This is a genomic window from Methylobacter sp. S3L5C (assembly GCF_022788635.1).
Lineage (GTDB): Bacteria > Pseudomonadota > Gammaproteobacteria > Methylococcales > Methylomonadaceae > Methylobacter_C.
This window is the reverse complement of record NZ_CP076024.1, coordinates 3039458-3059117: the sequence shown is the minus strand read 5'-3', so window position 1 is coordinate 3059117 and position 19660 is coordinate 3039458. Positions and strand designations below refer to the sequence as shown.

General features: G+C 43.0%; 13 protein-coding genes and 1 pseudogene. 9 read left to right on the top strand and 5 right to left on the bottom strand.

From position 1 onward, the window contains the following. Nucleotides 1-296: 296 nt before the first annotated feature. Entirely contained in the window at nt 297-1334 is a 1038-nt protein-coding gene (locus KKZ03_RS13650; RefSeq protein WP_243217374.1) for a hypothetical protein, read from the bottom strand. Nucleotides 1335-1825: 491 nt separating this feature from the next. Between KKZ03_RS13650 and KKZ03_RS13645 the strand changes: the two genes are divergently transcribed. Both KKZ03_RS13645 and KKZ03_RS13640 read left to right on the top strand, forming a co-directional pair. Then, on the top strand, nt 1826-2008 hold the full coding sequence (locus tag KKZ03_RS13645) for a transposase (protein ID WP_243217373.1): 183 nt from the start codon (nt 1826-1828) through the stop codon (nt 2006-2008). 890 nt (nt 2009-2898) lie between these two features. Then, entirely contained in the window at nt 2899-4296 is a 1398-nt protein-coding gene (locus KKZ03_RS13640; protein ID WP_243217372.1) for a sigma-54-dependent Fis family transcriptional regulator, read from the top strand. Nucleotides 4297-4426: 130 nt separating this feature from the next. Here the strand turns inward: KKZ03_RS13640 and KKZ03_RS13635 are convergent, their stop codons facing one another. From KKZ03_RS13635 to ltrA, 4 genes and pseudogenes are all read right to left on the bottom strand, one after another. Then, nucleotides 4427-4669 carry a hypothetical protein gene (locus KKZ03_RS13635; protein WP_243217371.1) on the bottom strand — a complete coding sequence of 81 codons (243 nt, stop codon included), beginning with the start codon at nt 4667-4669 and terminating at the stop codon, nt 4427-4429. Nucleotides 4670-4971: 302 nt separating this feature from the next. Beyond that, a pseudogene (locus tag KKZ03_RS13630) lies at nt 4972-6112 on the bottom strand (transposase). Nucleotides 6113-6150: 38 nt separating this feature from the next. After that, nucleotides 6151-6300, bottom strand: coding sequence for a hypothetical protein (locus KKZ03_RS13620; RefSeq protein ID WP_243217368.1), 150 nt, complete (start codon nt 6298-6300; stop codon nt 6151-6153). Nucleotides 6301-7078: 778 nt separating this feature from the next. Continuing rightward, complete coding sequence (gene ltrA / locus KKZ03_RS13615; RefSeq protein WP_243217367.1) at nt 7079-8383, bottom strand: group II intron reverse transcriptase/maturase; 1305 nt, start codon at nt 8381-8383, stop codon at nt 7079-7081. A 95-nt stretch (nt 8384-8478) separates the two neighbouring features. On the opposite strand from ltrA, the gene KKZ03_RS13610 reads away from it, so the two are divergent. From KKZ03_RS13610 to KKZ03_RS13580, 7 genes are all read left to right on the top strand, one after another. After that, on the top strand, nt 8479-8790 hold the full coding sequence (locus KKZ03_RS13610) for a hypothetical protein (protein ID WP_243217366.1): 312 nt from the start codon (nt 8479-8481) through the stop codon (nt 8788-8790). 690 nt (nt 8791-9480) lie between these two features. Further along, nucleotides 9481-9765 (top strand): hypothetical protein, encoded by a 285-nt coding sequence (locus KKZ03_RS13605; protein ID WP_243217365.1) that lies wholly within the window; start codon nt 9481-9483, stop codon nt 9763-9765. Further along, nucleotides 9762-14726: a choice-of-anchor D domain-containing protein gene (locus tag KKZ03_RS13600; RefSeq protein WP_243217364.1), complete on the top strand. Its 4965-nt coding sequence runs from the start codon at nt 9762-9764 to the stop codon at nt 14724-14726. Before KKZ03_RS13605 ends, KKZ03_RS13600 begins: the two co-directional genes overlap by 4 nt. 326 nt (nt 14727-15052) lie before the next feature. Then, the gene (locus tag KKZ03_RS13595; protein ID WP_243217363.1) at nt 15053-15850 is read left to right on the top strand and encodes a hypothetical protein; all 798 of its coding nucleotides are present in this window, start codon (nt 15053-15055) and stop codon (nt 15848-15850) included. Between the two features lie 396 nt (nt 15851-16246). Next, nucleotides 16247-17014: an FKBP-type peptidyl-prolyl cis-trans isomerase gene (locus KKZ03_RS13590; protein ID WP_243217362.1), complete on the top strand. Its 768-nt coding sequence runs from the start codon at nt 16247-16249 to the stop codon at nt 17012-17014. Between the two features lie 47 nt (nt 17015-17061). Then, nucleotides 17062-18741 carry a c-type cytochrome gene (locus tag KKZ03_RS13585; protein WP_243217361.1) on the top strand — a complete coding sequence of 560 codons (1680 nt, stop codon included), beginning with the start codon at nt 17062-17064 and terminating at the stop codon, nt 18739-18741. Continuing rightward, nucleotides 18738-19424: an SCO family protein gene (locus KKZ03_RS13580; RefSeq protein ID WP_243217360.1), complete on the top strand. Its 687-nt coding sequence runs from the start codon at nt 18738-18740 to the stop codon at nt 19422-19424. Before KKZ03_RS13585 ends, KKZ03_RS13580 begins: the two co-directional genes overlap by 4 nt. The last annotated feature ends 236 nt before the right edge of the window (nt 19425-19660 follow it).

The following is a 19660-nucleotide window of genomic DNA, read 5'->3' as shown; positions in this document are numbered from 1 at the left end:
GTGTAACTGATTATTTTAATTAGATATATTTCTTAAATAACCGACATAAAAATTGGCCTTGATAAGGTTAAAATAACAATCCACCGCTGAAAACCTGGATACCCAATCCCTTATGACCAACTGGCCGCACACAAGCCTGAAGAATTCCCAGGGATTGCGGCCTATCACCAGAATATTTTCTGCATCTTCACCTCAAGCTGGCAGCTTACTTGGAAGAGCACACACATTACTCCCTGATATGTCATTTAGTGGCTGCTCTTGTTAACTTACGCTATGGCAGTATTTAGAAAAGATTTCTATTTAAGAGACTTACGCAAATCTTTCAGTAACTTACTGATTTCATTTTGCGCCATACTATTGCCTATAGCATGTTTTAAATTGCTTCCAAAACCAGCAACTTGATCAGTAAAGTTTCGATTTTCATAGAAAACCAGGGAACCATCACGATAGGGTAAGCAAACAATAACTAGCTGATTAGAATTAAAAGAATGCCCGGCATAAAATTGCAGGGTAAGAATCAACTCGCCACCACGCTCACTCAACATGACACGGTGAACAAGAATAGCCGTGGGACTACCTTGGACTTCGCGATTACTCCAGAAAAATGCTTCTTCGACACCAATCGGTAAAGCAACCGGATAATTCAGCCAAGCCTTAAATAATTCAGGAAAATAATGCGCCAGCACTTTGCTTTCTAACGCCGCTGTCTGTAACTCTCCCGCCGGATTAGCTTCCGTGCCATCACCACGATCATAATTTGCAATGCCCTTCAAGCCTGTCTTACGATAAGACTGCCATCGCTGCCATAAAATCTTTCTATAAACTTCGGATGCCGCATCAGGTAGTGCCGTACTTATAGTTCGTATAATCTGAAATTCTTGTGTGGACAAATTAAATTGACTGCCTGGCGTTGCCGCCAAAAAATCTTCAGCGGCAGCGCTCCCAGCTCGCAAAGCAAAACCTTTGAACACATCCTGCGTTGCCTGTAACGGAATGTCACCCGCAGCAAGAACGCCGGTATCCAAGGATACCAAGTCTTCCCTCTTGATCAACTCAATAATTTTGGAGGGCTCTGCCAACAAATACATTGCAGCACCTATGGTTAACTCTTTTTCGCTACTTCCTGCAACATTGAAAAAAACAATTCCTCCCTGATCCAGGCTCGCAAGATCTTGTGGTTTAATTCCTAATTGTTGAATCATCGCTATAGAATCCGGCATATTTGCAGAAAGCACGGGAGAAATCATACTTAATGCCATCACAGTTAACAAAAAGCGCCAGATTTTTTGTTCCTTTAAAAAACCATTTTTTATGGTCCTGTTTTGCTTGGCCATAGCTCTATACCTGCCTATAAGAAACAAATAATAATTCGAAGACTCACCATTTACAGTTGCTTTAGTTAAAAGCTGAAGATTGCCATTTTTTTCTCGTTACATATAGGGAAACTAATTAAACTGAGGTTTGCTATAAATTACTAAAACTCTTCATTAAGTCTTTATCCCGCATAGGCTACGTAATTGGCTATATTTTAAAACTGGAAACTTCATGTACTTAAATTTATCATTATTTATTTGAATAACAAGTTTTGAGTAAAAGAAGTGGCTTAATATTCCAATTGTTTTTGTGCATCTAAGTTTGCCAGTTTTTGTACTTGTGACTTATATAACCTGAGTTCTGGATAAAAAAATTGGCAGCTTTTATAAAATCGATCAAGATTATATTTTTTAAAAGGCTGTCGAATTATAATTTTAACGAGATTATTTTGTGATATGGACGATTTATGTCAGACATTTACTCCAGAATGGGAAAAAGTTAATAGAAACTGGTGAAAGAAAATAAACTATTGGCAATTGATGTTGAGTTAATTACAACAATCAAAAAAAATATGAAACCCAAATTTATCAGCGCTGTTGATGTACTTTTACTGAGAAAATCCAGGATTATTAAAACTATTAATGGTGGGCTCAAAAATATTTTTCAGCTTAGCACTCCAGGCATCGTTCCATGACAAATTATATGATCAATGTTATCGTCTTTTTAGTCGCTTAATTTTTACCAAGATAAAAAGCCTGAGTTCAATTTACGAAGAAGAGATTTGTTATCATTGTGATTATCTCTTATCTCGAACTCAGGTTATAGCAAAACCAATTAAAGTGGGGTTTTCTATAAATGACGCAACTCCTTCATAAAACTCTATTCAGCATAGACAGCGTGATTGGCTTTGTTTAAAAACAGGGGTTCAAAAGTGCCGTTACGGTCTTGTGGCGTTTCGATTTGAAGTATGTCCTGATGTCCTTTGAGTGACTTAGTACCATAGCTCTTTCGACTATTGCCGAAATTATGCCCTGAAGGCAAATACTTGAGCCAAGGTGGACTCCCATTCGTGCGTCAATGGCTAATAGTGACCGGTAACACGCATTGTACTTTTGCTTACACGCCATTTGAATACATAAACACGAAAATCTGATTTTGGGTGTTCTTCTGCAAATCCAATAATTATCGACAGTACTTATGAGTTGAATGTTATTTTGTAAACTATGCTTTACATGTAGATTAAATTTTCGTTTTAAGGCTACCAGATAACCTCCCTTCCAGCGAAGGTTATCTGGTAGCATCGAAATTATTTATTTGAGAATCTATAGGGGTAAAAGATGTACTATTTTCGCTATTGTAACTTTAGTAAAGACTATAAATAAATAGACAAACACATTGGTAAATATTCACCACCCCCTTTGAAAAAAAGGGATTGAAGGGAATTAATCTAATAAAATCTCCCCTAACCCCTCTTTTTCAAAGAGGGGGGGACTGAATACTTACACACATGGAATAGATAGATTAGAATTGTATATGGCTAATGCTAAAATTTATATTAACGTTTGATAAGGAGTTTATTGACTTATGTCTGTAGCAACTCGCAATTTGATCGTTTTTCAGCCATCGATATTTGGAAATCAAATTAGTAATCAATTATTGCTTCACAATTGGGTTGTGTATATTGCCAATGATCTGGAGCAAGCGACACAATTATTATATAAACATAAGTTCAAGGTAGGCTTGTATCTGAACGACATGATGTGCGGCGACAACTGTTTGATCGATAATTGCACAAACGGAAAGCTGCTGGCCAAGCTACATTTATTATTTAATTCAGATGTACCCATTAATTGGATAACAGGTTTGCATAAAGAGTGCCGATCACAAATATCGCCTGATTTTAATTCCAGTAAGTTAATCGCTAAATATTGCGACGATGACACCAGTTTGTCAGTTGATATTAAGGACTTGTTAATTGCTTTGGGTCATGCTTATGGTACAAATAAATTTGATCTGCCTGTCGAAAAACAAATCACTCACTATCCTTCCCGCTTTGGAATTATTGGCAATAGTTCATTGATGGTTGATTTATTTAACCGGCTTCAAAAAGTTTCTAAAGAAGACTGTTCAGTTCTTATCGAAGGCGAAACCGGAACCGGCAAGGAATTGGTTGCTAACGCCATTCATAATAATTCTAACCGCTCCAAATATCCGCTTGTTGCAATAAACTGTGGTGCATTTCCAAAAGATTTAATTCAGGCAGAGTTATTTGGCTATGAAAAAGGCGCATTTACCGGAGCACAGCAATCTAAAATTGGCCGTATTGAATCGGCACAGGGTGGAACCCTGTTTTTGGATGAGATAGGGGATTTACCTTTTGAACAACAAATTAATCTGTTACGTTTTCTTGAGGACAGAACAATTGAGCGTATTGGTGGGTCAGCGAAAATTGCTATTGATGTGCGGGTAATTGCTGCAACCCATGTAGATCTTAAAGCAGCGGTACTAAACGGAACCTTCAGGGAAGATCTTTATTACCGTCTTCAGGTACTGCAAATAAAAACGCCATCATTGCGAATGAGGGAAAATGACATAGAACTACTTGCTTACTATTATTTCAATAAATTTTCTGCAGGTAGAAATTACAAGTCGAGAGGATTTAGTTTAGATGCTCTTTTCCTGTTAAAAAATTACGAGTGGCCTGGCAATGTCCGGCAATTAATGAATGTTATTCGTCATGCTATTGTCTTGTCGGAAAATCGTCTACTTACTCCGATGGATCTAGGGCTGGAGAAACGTCATAAAAATCGTACATTACAGACCCTTGAGCAGGCTAGGGCAATTACCGACCGTGAGTTGATCTTTACAACCCTGCGTCATACCAACAACAATATTAGTCGCTCTGCGCAATTACTGGGTATTTCGCGTGTAAGCCTCTACCGGTTGATGCATAAGTATACTATAGAGAATTTGGATTTTTAGAGCTTCATCTATCTGGCAGCACATAAATTTTCCGATCATTTTCATTTATTTAGAATAACTATAGATATCGAAGCTAATTAAACTACATAGGTGAGCTTGCTAACCAAGGTCAGCATTGGCTAATTTTTTATCATGGCCTTTTATTAGCTTCGGTATCTATATTTGCCAGCGCATAAATGAACGTTCTGGAAATGCCATATTGATCCGCCAAATGAGTTATTGTTCCCCAGACACCGTTCAATAGGGCATGAAGAGCGTTAGTGCCGATGAGTAAACGAATATCGTTGGTAAGATCGGGAGGCCGCGTAAATAGCCTTCCGTAAAAAGGCTCTTCAAGTGGAAAGTGGAAATCTGCTGGATTGGCAAATGGCATGAATATAAACCTTCAGTGTACAATGAGCTGAAGGTTTTTCTGATTCATTTGTACATCGAAGGGATCCCTTTTTCTTGGTTTATAAAACCTGTAATTGCAAAAAGTGTAAACCGAGGAGCCACTTGCAAAATTATCGACCGAAAAACGCGGTAAGTTGCACATGACTTCTAATAAGTCGTTTTTTGAACAAATGGCTCACTATTAGGCCATTTACACTGTAATCTTATCGTTTGTATAAGAATCAGGGCATAGTTATCCCTACTATCCATAAAATAACCATGTTATAGCCGTCAAAATGATTTCTAGGTCACTAAAATCACCATCTGATTGGCTGTTAAGGCCAGAAGGCCAAACATCAAATGACACATCACCTTTGCATGACCGCGGACTCGCACAACCCGTCCACCAAACTCATCTTTCAGTCGACCATTAACACGCTCAACAGTACTACGCTCGTTATAGCGTATTGCTTCGGCCATTCTATGTCCGACCAATCGACAACGTTTATTTTCAGCCGTCAGCTCTTCTTTTAAGGCTTTATCCCGACGAGGATGCACATCAATCAGCGGAATGTGCCCCAACTGTCGGCTCATGTCGTGAATCTGCGGCACATCATAAGCAGAATCCATGACATCATAAAGATTAGTAACGCGCTCATTACTTATTATTGCTAATGGAATAGCAACCTGGCTGTCGTGAGTAGAGGCGGAGGTCAATACCGCGCTGATAGGAATACCGCCATCCGCCACATCGATGTGTAACTTATAGCCGATCCAGCTGACTTTATAACCCTTACTGTTTTTCTTGGTGCCTACGTCGCAAGCTGTCGGCAAATCGTTAAGCATGTCCGCCATATCCATACCACTGGCTTGCCGCTCAATACGGGTCAATGGTTTAATGCGTTCTTCGCCTTTTTTAGGACGTCCACGTTTTGCTGCTATTTTCTGGATAGGTTCCTTTTTGAGCGGCTTTTCCCGTGCCTCTATCGCGGTTGAATCGCGAGAATTATGCCCCACGATTTCGCCTGCATAGCTTTTTTTAATAAACGCTTCATGAACCCGCTCAGGTAAACGATATTTCGAGAACTCGGCAAATGCCCTTGAGAATGTCCACTCATCAGTGGACATCGTTTTTGCGCTCCCAACCGCAAATCCTTCTTAAGGCACTATCAGCCTCTAATCGATCCAGTAAAGCGCGTGTCGTCGGCAGGTTATAAATCGTTTTTGCCACAAATGCCCTGGCTATGGCCGAGCGGTCTTGAGGCGGACGTCCTGGAAATCCAGCACTGGAATAGATGAATTCTTCGATACGCACCACTTCTAAGGTGGTCACCAATTCCTGTTGTTTCTCGGTCAGTGGCCCCAGTTCTTCTGATAACCAAGGAAATAATGAGCTTTGTATATTAAGCCATGTCTGTGATAATGTATCTCGTAACCTACTCATACTATTAATAATAATTAGATTTTTAATCTTTTATTTTATCATTTTGAACCAGTTGTTTTTCTTTTTTGGCTATTCTGGCTACTAATTCCGCTCGCTTTAACGGGTTTTGCAAGTTCCTCCGAGGGATGAAGAATGCCTAAATTTTTAATCAATAATCCATGCTGACCTAAACTTTGGCCTTTAGTCATGGGTATCTTAACAAGTAGAGGTCAATTTGCCCTGAGTTAATCGAAGGTTGATGGTTGAGCCGTTCATGGTGTAAATGACTCACCATGAACGGCTCAAACTCATCCTGCCCGAACTTAAATTGGTATATTTTTTTAATCAATAGGTTTATTTGCAGGCTGTCCATGAATAAAAAATCGACTGCGGAAAAGTTATTTTGGATCCATTTTTCCGCTCATTTTCGTTTATATAGAACAATTATTTACCTTAAATGACCAAAATAGCTACCCCCTCGCTATGGTTCCTATTCCCGGTCAGCCTCCAAGTATATCAATTAGGTAACAGTTAAAAAATAATACCTAATCCGGTTTATTAACCACTTGGTCATTCTTAAAAAAAGTTGAAGCACTTGCGATAATTCCTGCAACGCTTATTAATTTCTAAGCCTTTGAATTTAATAGCCTGTTATCGGTAAATTTTTAATGCCTAAAAGGGAGTCGCTATTTTTGCGAAAGATTTTTCCGGGCTTCCTGCTCGAAAAATCAGCAAAAAATTACGCGACCGCCAATGCCTTCGGCTGCCCCGATTCGTCCTCGTCACCTCGTTTCGACCCAACAAGGGGTCGAAACATAGGTTCCAAATGACTTGACGCTGTTTCGTAAAGCCTGCATTTTCACTACGCTACGCTTCGTGAAAACACATGCCCTACAGCTATCGCGGACTAAAAATCTTATCGGGTCAGAGGAGGCCGCAGCCTCCGTCTGCCCACAGAACCGTGCGTACGGATCCGTACACGGCTCCTCATGCAAGGCTTATCCATTGAGAAACATCAAACCAATGCGCTAGCTTTTGATCGGAGCGTATTTCCTGCCCTTTCAGGTTAATAAACCAACTATTGGGATAGGCTTTCGTTACCGCTCGGGTATTAGAGAGCGCCCATCGTTTGTTATTTGAAAAGGCGGCTTTTGACGCTTGCTTGAACGGTACTCCCCGTTTTACCAGGTTTTGATAAAGAAACTGTCTTCTCTTTTGTTGACTCACTAGCCTTGATCTTAGTCTCCGCCGGATATGGGCTTCTATTTTCCCCAATTGTGAGGGATAGTTGGTCAAATTATAATAGTTCGACCAGCCCACATACCATTGATTGATCTTGTCCATGGTCGTTTCCAGAGTGTTATGAGTGCCTCTTGGTATCAGTGCTTTGACTTTATTCATGGCCATTTGCAGGGCTTTATGCGCTATCGCAATCGTCCCGTTGACCACGGTAAAACCTAAGAACTTCACCTTATCAGATAAAGCAACTTGGCTTTTATCTTGATTCACTTTTAACTTCAGTTTCTTTTCTATGAATTGGCTGACCTTTTCCATCACCCGTTCCGCTGCTTTTTGCGATTTTACGAATATATTGCAATCATCAGCAAACCGGCAAAATTCCAGATCTCGCCGCTCCAATTCCTGATCTAACTCATCCAGTACTATATTGCTAAGCAACGGGCTTAAAGGACCGCCCTGCATTGCACCTTCCTTGCTGGGGTTAACAACACCATTGACCATAACGCCGCTGCGCAACAGTATCCCCACCAATCTCAGTAGCCGTTTATCGCTGATCTTTTCACCCATGCGGGCTATCAGCCGATCGTGATTTATTCGATCAAAGAACTTTTCTAGGTCGATGTCCACCACGTAAGGTTTACCATTATTGATAATCTGTTGTGCCGCTGCTACGGCTTGATGCGCGCTGCGACTTGGACGAAATCCGTAACTGTGCGGTGAAAAACACGGCTCAAAAATCGGTTCCAGTAACAGCTTTAGTGTTGTTTGCACCACGCGGTCACGCACCGTCGGTATGCCAAGTAAACGCACACCTTTGCCATCAGGCTTAAGGATTTCTACTCGTCGTACCGGCGAAGGTTGATAAGTCCAATTACAAAGCTCCTGTTGCAATTGACTTAGCTCCTCGTCTAAATTGGCTTCAAAGTCATCAATGCTCACACCATCTATACCGGCCGCACCTTTGTTCTTCTTAACCAATTTAAAGCCTACTCCCAAATACAGCGTTGAGCATAGGTTGTCGAAAAGTCTTGGTTCCTCTATTAATAGGCTCATATCGCTCATTTTACTCATGTTGCAGCAGTCTTTCGTCAATCGTGCACCAACGATTCGTCCACTGTTTACGGCGCGGATAGTCGTTGGCTCCTTAGTTGGCTGATCTCAAACTGCCAGTCAAATGTAACGACCATGGCCGCTTACATGTTCCGCCCTTCACCTCTAACATCCTGTTGCTGATCCTGTGTTTTACCCTCCTTCATGTCACCATGAATTCAACGGCACAGAACTTTACGATTACTATGGCTTCGTCTGAAGACCCTCGGTTCATAACGTCAACATTACTGCTGCGCTTAGGGCTTAAAGAGTCGCAGTTACTCCGACCCGAATCCGACGGCCCGTCACTGGGTAAGATAGTCTACTTTCTCAATCCACCTACCTTCAATACGACAACACGTTTACGGTGAGAATATTGGGCTTCGGTGGTCGCGGGCACCTTACCCTCATGTTGCCGCCTTACGAAGGTTCACTTTCGTTTAGGTGACTGATTTGGCTAGGGCTTCCTTCAGATTCCGCATTGGCTATCAATAACCGTGTTTCCCTGTTGAGTAGCTATTGAAAGTTTCTTTGGACACCCTTGCCTTCGCCTACATTTTCCCTTCTCACAGGGCAATGGCTGGACTTACACCAGCTAGCTGACTACCATGCCAGTCGCACCACTTCGCTGTCGCTCCGTTTCTAAGATTTTCAGCGATTGCCAGTCATTAGCATCATTTTCTTGTTTTTTTTCATTCTGCACTGATTAAGTATTTTTTCTGTGTATCAGAAATATTACAGTGACTCCTCGCATTATTCTTGTGTTCTCTTTATGCAAGGCCTCTTTTTATGTAATAAAAATATTACAGTGATACTTGCATGTATCCAGTCTTTATTTTCAATAGATTGAGAAATATCTATTGAAATCATCAGTATATGTTTTTGGCTTAAAATTTGCTTGTTACTTCTGTAAGTCTAATTGAAGTTTATGTTGGACCCATGCTCCTATCGAAATGAGTCAGGTTACTAAAAATTTTATTAACAAAAAATCATTTAGATAAAGCTTATGGCCAAGAATAAAAAAACAACTTTTTAAATTCCGAGAATGAAGGATAAACGTAATGAAAAAAAATAAATTTGTAACGGGGTTATCTTTGATAATTTTCGGTGTGATCTGGGGATGGGGGGTAGCGTATGCTAAAGGCGATAACTCAACTCCTGATCAAATAAACAACTCAGATCAGATTCAGTCAAGAAACAGTCGGCATAAGATGCCTCATAGTGACCGCAAAGCTTCTGCTGTTCGTCTCAGACAGTCTCATGGGCAACAACATCAACAACAACTACAAGGTATTGCCAAGCTGGAAATAGGCTACACTGGAAATGGTCAGAGAGGTGAACAATGAATCTAAATAAATCGATCAGGCAAATAATGTTGGCTTGTGGCACAGCCACTTTTGCTGCGGGTTCGCTGGCTGCGATTGGCCTTCAAAATCCACCGCCGGGACCAGGCCAAATACCGGATTATTTTGGTGTAACAGGTAACTACGCAAACAGCCCGCAGCCGGTTTTGGCTAAGGTTGCAATTACTGGATCAGGCACTGGCGCAATCGCGGCGGCAACTACTTATGATTACCAATCTATCGAGCCCGGGGCTTATACAGGTGGTATTTCTGATGTCCAGATTCTTAATGGCGGCATTGGCTACGATGCAAGTACAGTGGTTACCATTAACGGTGGTGTCGGTGTAACCTCAATTACGGTAACTCCGGAAATTTTTAATGGGGTCATTGTTGGTATTTTGGAGTTTAATCCTTTTGTACGGGATACAACTACAGGCCTTAATACCACTGCACCTAATCCAAGTTACATCGGTAACCTGGCGACACCAGTAACTTATTTAGGTACAGGCTTTACCGTTCCAGTCACCGGAACCGGTCTGAAGAAATTTATCAACTATTTATCAGGTATTCCAGGTGTTTCTTCGTACACCTCAGGCGCTGATTACACCAAAGGATTTAATGACCTCGGTCAAGGTTTACCAGTAGCGGTTGCCGATACCACTACTTTCCCAGGTTCCGATTATTATGAAATCGCTGAAACGGCGTATATTCAGCAACTACACTCCGGCCTGCCGGCTACCCATTTGCGTGGTTACAAGCAACTAAATGCTCCTGTCGGTAGTGCATCAGTCAGTAACCAGTATTTAGGCCCGATCATTATCGCCCTAAAAAACCGTCCAGTGCGGGTGAAGCTGGTTAACCAGTTGCCGATTAAAGGCACTAATAACGGTGATCAGTTGCCACTCCCGGTTGATCATACTTACATGGGTGCTACCGGCGCTACTGACACCGATAACCGTACTGCCTTACACATGCATGGCGGTAACACTCCGTGGATCAGTGATGGAACACCTCGCGAGTGGATTAAACCTGCTGGTGAAGTGGGTGCCAACAAAGGTGTCAGTACAACTAATGTTCCGGATATGTATTTTGTAGCGGGTGCGGTTGTGCGAGCCTGTAGTACAACAGTTACGTCGAGCTGTTCATTACCAGCAGGCCAATCGCAAACCAAACTTCCTGCAAACGCAACTACTAATCCTGGTGATGGTGCGCTTACTTTCTTCTTTACCAACGAGCAAAGTGCCCGATTAATGTTTTATCACGATCACGCTGAAGGCCTTACTCGTTTGAACGTATATGACGGTCTGGCGGCTGGCTATATACTTCAAGATGATACCGAGCAGGATCTGGTCAAGGGAACCAATGTATCGGGAAATAACGCAGCACTGCTTCAAGTCTTGCCACCTATTGAGGACACTATTCCTCTGGTGATTCAAGAAAAGACCTTTGTGCCTGACAATACTACACCAGTATTAAATTTTTTCGGTCCGTTTGCTTCCCAGCTTAGTTCCTCTGATCCAACATGGCGCTGGGGTAGCGGCGTGGCTGCTACCAGCATAAACCCCAACGGTACTGGCGACCTCTGGGTTCCCCATGTTTACATGCCGAACCAGAATCCTGGTGATATTTCCGGTGCCAACAGTTTCGGGCGTTGGGATTATGGTCCTTGGTTCTGGCCACCGTTCACTGGCATAACGCACGGAGCAGTTGTTAATCCTTATTACGATGCTACTTGTGTATCATCGGTATCTAACTATTGCGAAGGGCAGTACATACCGGGTGTACCTAACGGTAATACCTATACTTCAACAACTTTACCGGTTACTTTTGACCCCACTCTTTTAACGCTGGGCCAACCTACCGGCACACCGGAATCCTTCAATGACACCCCTCTGGTTAATGGTACAGCTTACCCTGTATTAAAAGTGGATCCCAAGCAGTATCGTTTGCGTATTCTAAGTGTTGGTAACGACCGCATGCTTAATTTGTCGCTGGTCGTAGCAGCAAAAAATGACACCCCAAACACTGCACTTCAGACAGCAGTCCCGACTGCCAACCCTACGGTAATGTGCGATGGCAGTACAACAGTTGATCCCTCATTATGTACCGAAGCCAGAATGGTGCCGTTCAATGCCACTCAGCATAAGGTGTCCAAATTTCCGGATTGGTGGTATACCCTGCAAAAAGGTGGCGTAACGTTTGATGGACGTCCATCGGGCGTGTTCGATCCGGCTTCACGTGGTCCTGCGATGGTTCAAATTGGCACCGATGGCGGCTTTTTGTCGACGCCAGTGGTCATCCAAAATCAGCCAGTTAACTACGAATATAACCTGAAAAATATCGTCGTTACCAATGTCAAACAACATGCTTTGTTGCTAGGCCCTGCAGAACGTGCCGATGTTGTGGTTGATTTTAGTAACTTCGCTGGCTCTACGTTGCTGATGTACAATGACGCGCCAGCGCCGATGCCGGCATTTGATTTACGTTTGGATTACTTTACCGGCGATTATGACAATACCGATACCGGTGGCGCGTTTTCGACTCTGCCAGGCTACGGGCCAAATACCCGTACTCTCATGCAGATTCAGGTTAGCGGTTCAGGTGGCTCCCACCCTGTGGATGATACCGGCACCATTAACATAGCCAATCTTACCACTGCCGTACAAACAGCGTTCAGAACCAGCCAAGAGCCGATTATCGTTCCGCAAGCTGCATACAATGCAGTTTACAATTCGACTGTTAACGATAGTACGCTGGCAAGTAATGCGAACCATAACCTAGCGCTGATTCAGGATTATTCGCTGAACTACACGCCTTATGCCGATCCAGTAAATAGTGGTGCAGTCACTGCGCCGGTATTGATGGACATGCAGCCAAAAACCATCATCGAAGATTGGACGATGGATTATGGCCGTATGAACGCTCTGCTCGGTGTAGAACTTCCAAAAACGACGGCAACTACCAATACTGCGTTGCCCTTGGGTTATATTGATCCACCTACCGAGCTGGTCAAAATATCGCCCAACGACAGTTCTGCTGTTGGCGCTGCACCACTTACGGATGGTACTACATTGTGGAGAATTACTCACAATGGTGTTGATTCTCATGCGATGCATTTCCATCTGTTTCATGTTCAAATAGTCAACCGGGTCGGTTGGGATGGCACTATCCGTCCAACAGAACCTAACGAACTAGGTTGGAAAGACACCGTGCGAATGAATCCGTTGGAGGATGTTGTTGTCGCCCTGCGTCCCAAGGTCATGACCACACTGCCATTTAAAGTACCTAATAGTCATCGTCTTTTGGATCCAGCACAGGTACCTGGTGCCGGTAATGGCTTCTTTAATCTGGATCCAATTACCGGTAATGCGTCCACCGTCACTAACGTCAATGTTAATTACGGTTGGGAATACATCTGGCATTGCCATATTCTGGGTCATGAAGAAAACGACATGATGCGGACTATCGCTGTAGCACAAACGCCAGATACTCCTAGTGCCGTATCGGTTACAGGTACTGCCACTACTGTTACTGTCAACTGGATCGATAACTCCCTTATATCTAACTGGGTTACTATCCAACGGGCGTCAGATATGGGTTTCACGACCGGCTTGACGACCTTCAATGTGCAAGAACCAGAGTGTACTGTTCAGACAGGCTGTGCCCGTAACTTTGTTGATAGTTCTGTTGGAGCATTACAAAGCTCGGTCTATTACCGGGTAATGGCTAACAATACAGTGGGTGCTGGCGATGCCAATCGTACGCTTCCCGTTCTGCTTCCAACCATTGCTAATGGTGCTGTCACTCCGTTAACGCCTGGTTTGGCAGGTTATGACAATGTCACGACCGAGTCAGCCTTTTCTTCCGGTGCAACCGGAGTAGGCTCGCGAATACTACTGTTATCGCCAACAGCACTTGCTTTTGGAAACATGCAGGTCACTTCAGCCCTTGTACCTTCATCCAGCGTACAACTTGTGACTGTCACTAACACGAGTGCAGTTGCAAAGACGTTTACTACTCCGGTGTTATGTACGACAGGTACTGGTGCTCTCAGTAATTGCACTAAAACTGGCGCACCTGCAAACTATTCACAAGTGAATACTTGCGGTACGAGAGTTGCTGCAGGCGCAAGTTGTACTATTACCATCACACTGACGCCTACAACTGCCGGTGCTAAAACTGCCTATATGAGAGTGGCTAACTTCGGTACCTTGGGGACTGCGCCAGCTGTTTACGGTGCGGTGGCATTGACAGCAACAGCGACCAATCCGGCAGCAACAGCTACCACGTCGCTTGCATTTGGAAATGTTCAGGTAGGTACTACCAGCACTCCAATGCTCGTGACACTGACCAACACGGGGATCGGTCAGCTAAGCTACACCAGTGCAACGTTAGCTGGCACTAATCCTGCCAAGTACTCACTGACATCGAACACCTGTGTTTCACCTCTGGCAGTAGGCGCGGCTTGTAACATCGGAGTGACATTCACGCCGGGGGCTACAGCGGCGGCTTTGCCTGCGACCCTGGCTATTGTTGACGGTGCCGGTACGCAGAATGTGGTGCTGACGGCAACGGGTATAGCAATTCCTGTGGCGGCTGCGTATTCAGTGACATCTGGTGCAAATGCAACTGCAACAGCTACTGCATCGCAAAATCTTAGCGCTACGAATATTGGGGTGAACGTATTGACCAATTCACTGCCTTTAGGTATCGCTGGTCGGACGGTAACCAATGTCAGTATGGTAACTCATACAGGTGGAGGCACTACTCCCGCTACGGCAATTGTATCTATAACGGGTACTGGGGCTGTAAGTATGGTATTGACTTCACCGGTTACCACTAATGGCAATGCAGGCAATTCTGCTAGACAAGTATCGAAGCGAGGTACCTATAGCTTTACCTATACAGTCACTTATGGCGGCGTCACTTCAAATCCAGCTACCGTTACCATTATTGTTAACTAAACTGATCAGGCCGGCTTGACAAACCACCGTGAAGTTAGCCTTATTTTAATAAAACCGGGTCAGCAGCACTATCGTTGACCCATTTTAAATACGGTCGGGAGGGATTCCCGATCTTTTTTGGATGCTATAGAAGGTTTCGATAGCATCCAAAAAAGAAATAATACCGGCTTGACAGGAAGGCTGGTTTAAACATTTTAGGTGGCAGATAAACTGACGTTGACCACCTTAATAACTACACTTAATAAATTAAAGCTGGATCAACGCTATCCCTGTTGAACAACCGAAATAAAAATTTTTAAAACAATCTTTACAAGAGGAAAGAAATAATGAAAAAAAAACAACAACATAAAGTGGAAGCGGGCTTATATCATGGGCAGGATCAAATTTCTTTGTTAGGGCCACAGGCATCAAAAAACTTACCTTTGAACGGATTCAACGGTGTCATGCGAAGCGCAAGACAAGCGTTTGTCTTAGGGGGTGTCATTTGTGCATCCTTGGCTTCGCTCCCGGCTTTTGCCAGTACACTTTATTCCCAGACACCGTCATCTTTCCTTAATCCCATGGATTCGTCGACTGGCAATGGCTGGCTCTATAACTATTTTATAGCCACTCAATCCGGTGCCGTTTCAAACATCACTTGGCAGGGCGACGCGCAACCCGTTATCAATAGCGGGTTTACCATCTCGATCCTCTCAGGTTTAATCGATTCAGCTGTGCTTCCCGAGCTCTCAACCGTGAAGCCTCTGATGACTAGCACTGTTCCGGGAAATGCTAATCAGACTGACGGCCCAGTCGGCACAAATACACTTCCCTTATATTATAATTTTACTATGGATCTGCCGACTCCGTTCAATCTTGTCAAGAACACCGGTTACTGGATTAACATTGAATCCAACGGTAGCACCCTGTGGAGCTGGGCAGCCAGTGGGACCGGTGGCAGTTCTAATATTCAATATTGCGATGCAAATAGTTATAGTTGTAATCCAGGATCTAGGGACCGTGCGTTCTCCCTTAACGGTACGCTAGTTACGGCTGTACCGACACCTGTTGCTGTCTGGTTATTCGGTAGTGGTTTGATGGGTTTATTGTCATTAAGCCATCGTAAAAAAACAGCTAATTTTTAATCAGCAATAAGGAAACATCCCGTTGGGGATGCTGGAATGAAGCCAAAGATTGGGAAGATGTATACATCCCTTCCCAATCCGGGACCAATAAAGTAGCTTTACTCAGCTTTTTATGGGGTGCTCTATTCTGCCTAAAGGCTAAGATTTAAAGCAACAAGGAAGATTGATTAACAAAGTAAAAGTAATGGTTTGCTGTAAATACACAATTACAACAGTTTTGTCATAATCCAATATATTGTTGAAAAAATTGGGCTTAACATTTTACTAATTACTTATCCAAAAAAATGTACTCGTTAGCAATTGTATATAGACCTAAGATAATCTGGTTTTGGCAGTTTAAACGATGATTTTTTAAGGTGGATTTTATCCGCAAGTTTAATTATTTATGAGGTCATAATGACAATGCAAAAAAAATGGAACGGGTTGGCAGCCTTGATAACGGGTTGCGCTTTGTTATCGATGGCTAATGCCAACGATTCTGCCCCTTTGAAATCTGCTGTGAAAAGCACTGTAGCAGTCGTAGAAAAGTTTGATAAGAAGTCGGTCAGTTACGGCGTCGGTGTTGATATCGGCAGGAACTTTAAACGTCTCGGACTTGATCTGGATTTAGATATCCTGGCTAAAGGCCTTAAAGATGCCAATGCAGGTAAAAAGCTTGACCTCTCAGAGGACGAATTGCGCACTATTATGAGTACTTATCAAAATGAACTAAAGCAAAAGCAGATCATTGCCCTGAAAACGATAGGCGATGCCAATCAAAAAGCGGGTGAGGCTTTTCTGGCTGAAAATAGCAAGAAGGAAGGTGTGGTGACTCTACCAAGTGGCTTGCAGTACAAAATTCTTACCAAAGGAGAGGGTAATGTACCAACAGCAGAAGATACTGTGTTATGTAATTATCGAGGTACGCTACTTGACGGAACTGTATTTGATAGCTCTTACCAGACGGGTAAGCCTGCATTATTTATGGTTGGTGGTGTTATTCCCGGCTGGCAGGAAGCGCTAAAGTTGATGCCGGTAGGTTCTAAATGGCTGATCATCGTTCCACCGCAACTCGCTTATGCACAGAGGGGTGCTGGTCGCGATATCGGTCCGAACGCTACGTTATCTTTTGAGGTGGAACTGATCGGTATACAGTCAGGCGAAGCGAAACCAACTTCACTTTAAATCAGGCTTACAGTCTGATTTATTAATTTTATTGGGAAATTTACATAATGCCAAAAACTGCTGTTTCTCCAAGTACTCGTAAGGAATTTTCATGGTTATTGTCAAGCCGCTGGTTAATTTGTTTGGGGTTAGTTTCCTTGGCATTAATTGCGCCTGCCGAACAGTCAGTTACCAGTAACGAGGAAGTGGGGCTGGGTAAACGAATTTATATGGAAGGTATTTTACCGTCCGGTGAACCGTTGATTGGTAAGCGTCTTAATGCCGTTGATGTCGAAGGACCTTCAGCATCCTGTGAGACCTGTCATCGGAATAGTGGTATGGGAAGTCTGGAAGGTAATATTGCAATAACACCCATTACTGGCCATTTTTTGTTTGCTACGGAAGATAATCGTCCACTTGCCTTGGTTGACCCGCGTGCAGCCAAAAACTTAACAAGAGCACATGCACCTTATACTGAAGCATCGTTAAGCAAGTCACTCCGAGAGGGAGTTAATATCAATGGAAGCCCACTGAGTCCTCTGATGCCAAAATATGCCTTAAACGATATAGAGATTAAGGCATTAACAGCTTATTTGCGGCAACTATCCACCGAAGTGTCGCCTGGTGTCGGTGCTGATAGCCTGCATTTTGCTACTATCATTACGCCAGATGTTGATCCGAAACAAAGTGAAGTGATGGTAAAGATGATTCGTTCAGCTTTTGCTCAGCGCAATGCCAGTCAACAATCATACTCTGGACGTATGCGCTCGCCTCTGGACCTTATTCCACGTACTTTGCGTAATTGGGAGTTGACGGTTTGGGAATTACAGGGAGCGCCAGACACCTGGGGTAAGCAACTAGTTGAAAAATATAATAAAGAACCTGTTTTTTCGGTGATTTCGGGACTTTCAACAACCACTTGGGCACCGGTAGATACGTTTTGTCAGCAAGAAAAATTACCGTGTTTGTTTCCTAGTGTTTTCCTGTTGCCTGCCCAGACGAATTTTTATTCACTTTATTATTCTCGGGGTGTGGCGTTGGAAGCAGACGTTCTCGCCAAACATTTACGCGATAAAGGAAAAAAAGCGCCTAGCCGGTTACTTCAAATCTACCAAGATGACGAAATGGGGCGTGGGGCGGCCAATGCGCTGACCAATGCTTTGCAAGGTTCTCATATCAAGATTGAAAATCGTGTGCTTCACGGTCAAGAACCGGCAGGTTTGAAAGCGGCATTGAAAGGTCTTTCCAGTAAAGATGCAGTCATGTTGTGGTTACGTCCGGCAGATTTGTCGGCGGTCAACAAAGCCGCACAAAAACATCCACCAGCTGTAATCTATTTATCCGGGTTTTTGTCTGAGGATAACTATAGCTTTGTTTCAAAGCCATGGAAGTCTCATGTTCAAGTAGTTTATCCTTATGAATTGGGTGATAAACGACAGAAAAATATAGCAACAATGAAAGAATGGTTAAAAACCTGGCAACTGCCATTGGTTAATGAGGCATTTCAGGCCGAGGTTTTTTTTAACGTGTTGTTCTTGACTGATCTTAGTTCTCAAATGCTGGATAATCTTTATCGAGATTATATGATAGAACGTGCCGAGGACATGTTGAGCACGGGTTCCAATGTCTCAGCCTATCCGCACTTAAGCCTTGCTCGTGAACAACGTTTTGCTTCCAAGGGTGCATATATTGCGCACATTGCCCATGATGGCAAGTTGGTGACTGATTCCGGGTGGATAGTGCCGTGACTTCACAGAAAGAACAATATAACCCAATGAAAAATAATATGTATTACTTCAATCAAACCAGGCATTTAATGAGCCTTTTGACTAAACTACCCCTTATAATTTTCTGTGTTGTTTTCTGTTCGTCTTATCCTTTAAGGGCTACGGCGTTAAATGATCCTGGGCAAAAAACGGCTACTTCCGATTTTATCCGTACCGTTGTTAATTACGAAGTACCTGATGTTGGCATGGTTCGTCAGGATGGCAAAAAATTAGTTTTTAGCCAAGAATTAGACGATGGTCGTCCGGTGATTCTCAATTTTGTATTTGTCTCTTGTTCGGCAATATGCCCAATGCTTAGTCATGTCTTTTCAAAAATCGAAACGCAATTGAATAAGGACGGCAAGAAAGCTCATTTAATATCTATTTCAATTGATCCGGAAAGCGATACACCAGCAACTTTAACTGAATATGCCAAAAAATTTGGTGCAGGATCAGGCTGGGATTTTTACACAGGTACCAGAGAGGCAAGTATCGCTATTCAAAAGGCTTTTAATGTTTATCGAGGTGACAAGATGAACCATACGCCTGTTATTTTTATGAGAGCATACGCAGGTAAACCTTGGATTAGGTTAGAAGGATTTATAAGTCCTGATGCAGTCACCGGTGAATACGATAATATAATGAAACAAAATAATGCAGGTTAATGTACTTAATGCCGTACGACTTTTCAATATTACCTATAAATTGATGTTCAAGTTTTTAAATTTTTTGCATTCTAATTCTTGGAAAATAATCTATTAGTCGAGCTACTATAGGACAATTGTCAGTTCTATGTACTCTAAATTTAGAGACTACCGTTACTTTTCGTACCGTTGCGCTTCAAATCTCTAGTAGTAAAAAGTGCCTAAACGACAGCAATTGCACATATTGCAGATGCTGG

Excerpts from the sequence above, each read along its gene's own strand:
- KKZ03_RS13650 (WP_243217374.1), bottom strand. The coding sequence starts at position 1,334 with ATGGCCAAGCAAAACAGGACCATAAAAAATGGTTTTTTAAAGGAACAA.
- KKZ03_RS13640 (WP_243217372.1), top strand. The coding sequence starts at position 2,899 with ATGTCTGTAGCAACTCGCAATTTGATCGTTTTTCAGCCATCGATATTT.
- KKZ03_RS13635 (WP_243217371.1), bottom strand. The coding sequence starts at position 4,669 with ATGCCATTTGCCAATCCAGCAGATTTCCACTTTCCACTTGAAGAGCCT.
- KKZ03_RS13620 (WP_243217368.1), bottom strand. The coding sequence starts at position 6,300 with ATGACTAAAGGCCAAAGTTTAGGTCAGCATGGATTATTGATTAAAAAT.
- ltrA (WP_243217367.1), bottom strand. The coding sequence starts at position 8,383 with ATGAGCCTATTAATAGAGGAACCAAGACTTTTCGACAACCTATGCTCA.
- KKZ03_RS13605 (WP_243217365.1), top strand. The coding sequence starts at position 9,481 with ATGAAAAAAAATAAATTTGTAACGGGGTTATCTTTGATAATTTTCGGT.
- KKZ03_RS13600 (WP_243217364.1), top strand. The coding sequence starts at position 9,762 with ATGAATCTAAATAAATCGATCAGGCAAATAATGTTGGCTTGTGGCACA.
- KKZ03_RS13595 (WP_243217363.1), top strand. The coding sequence starts at position 15,053 with ATGAAAAAAAAACAACAACATAAAGTGGAAGCGGGCTTATATCATGGG.
- KKZ03_RS13590 (WP_243217362.1), top strand. The coding sequence starts at position 16,247 with ATGACAATGCAAAAAAAATGGAACGGGTTGGCAGCCTTGATAACGGGT.
- KKZ03_RS13585 (WP_243217361.1), top strand. The coding sequence starts at position 17,062 with ATGCCAAAAACTGCTGTTTCTCCAAGTACTCGTAAGGAATTTTCATGG.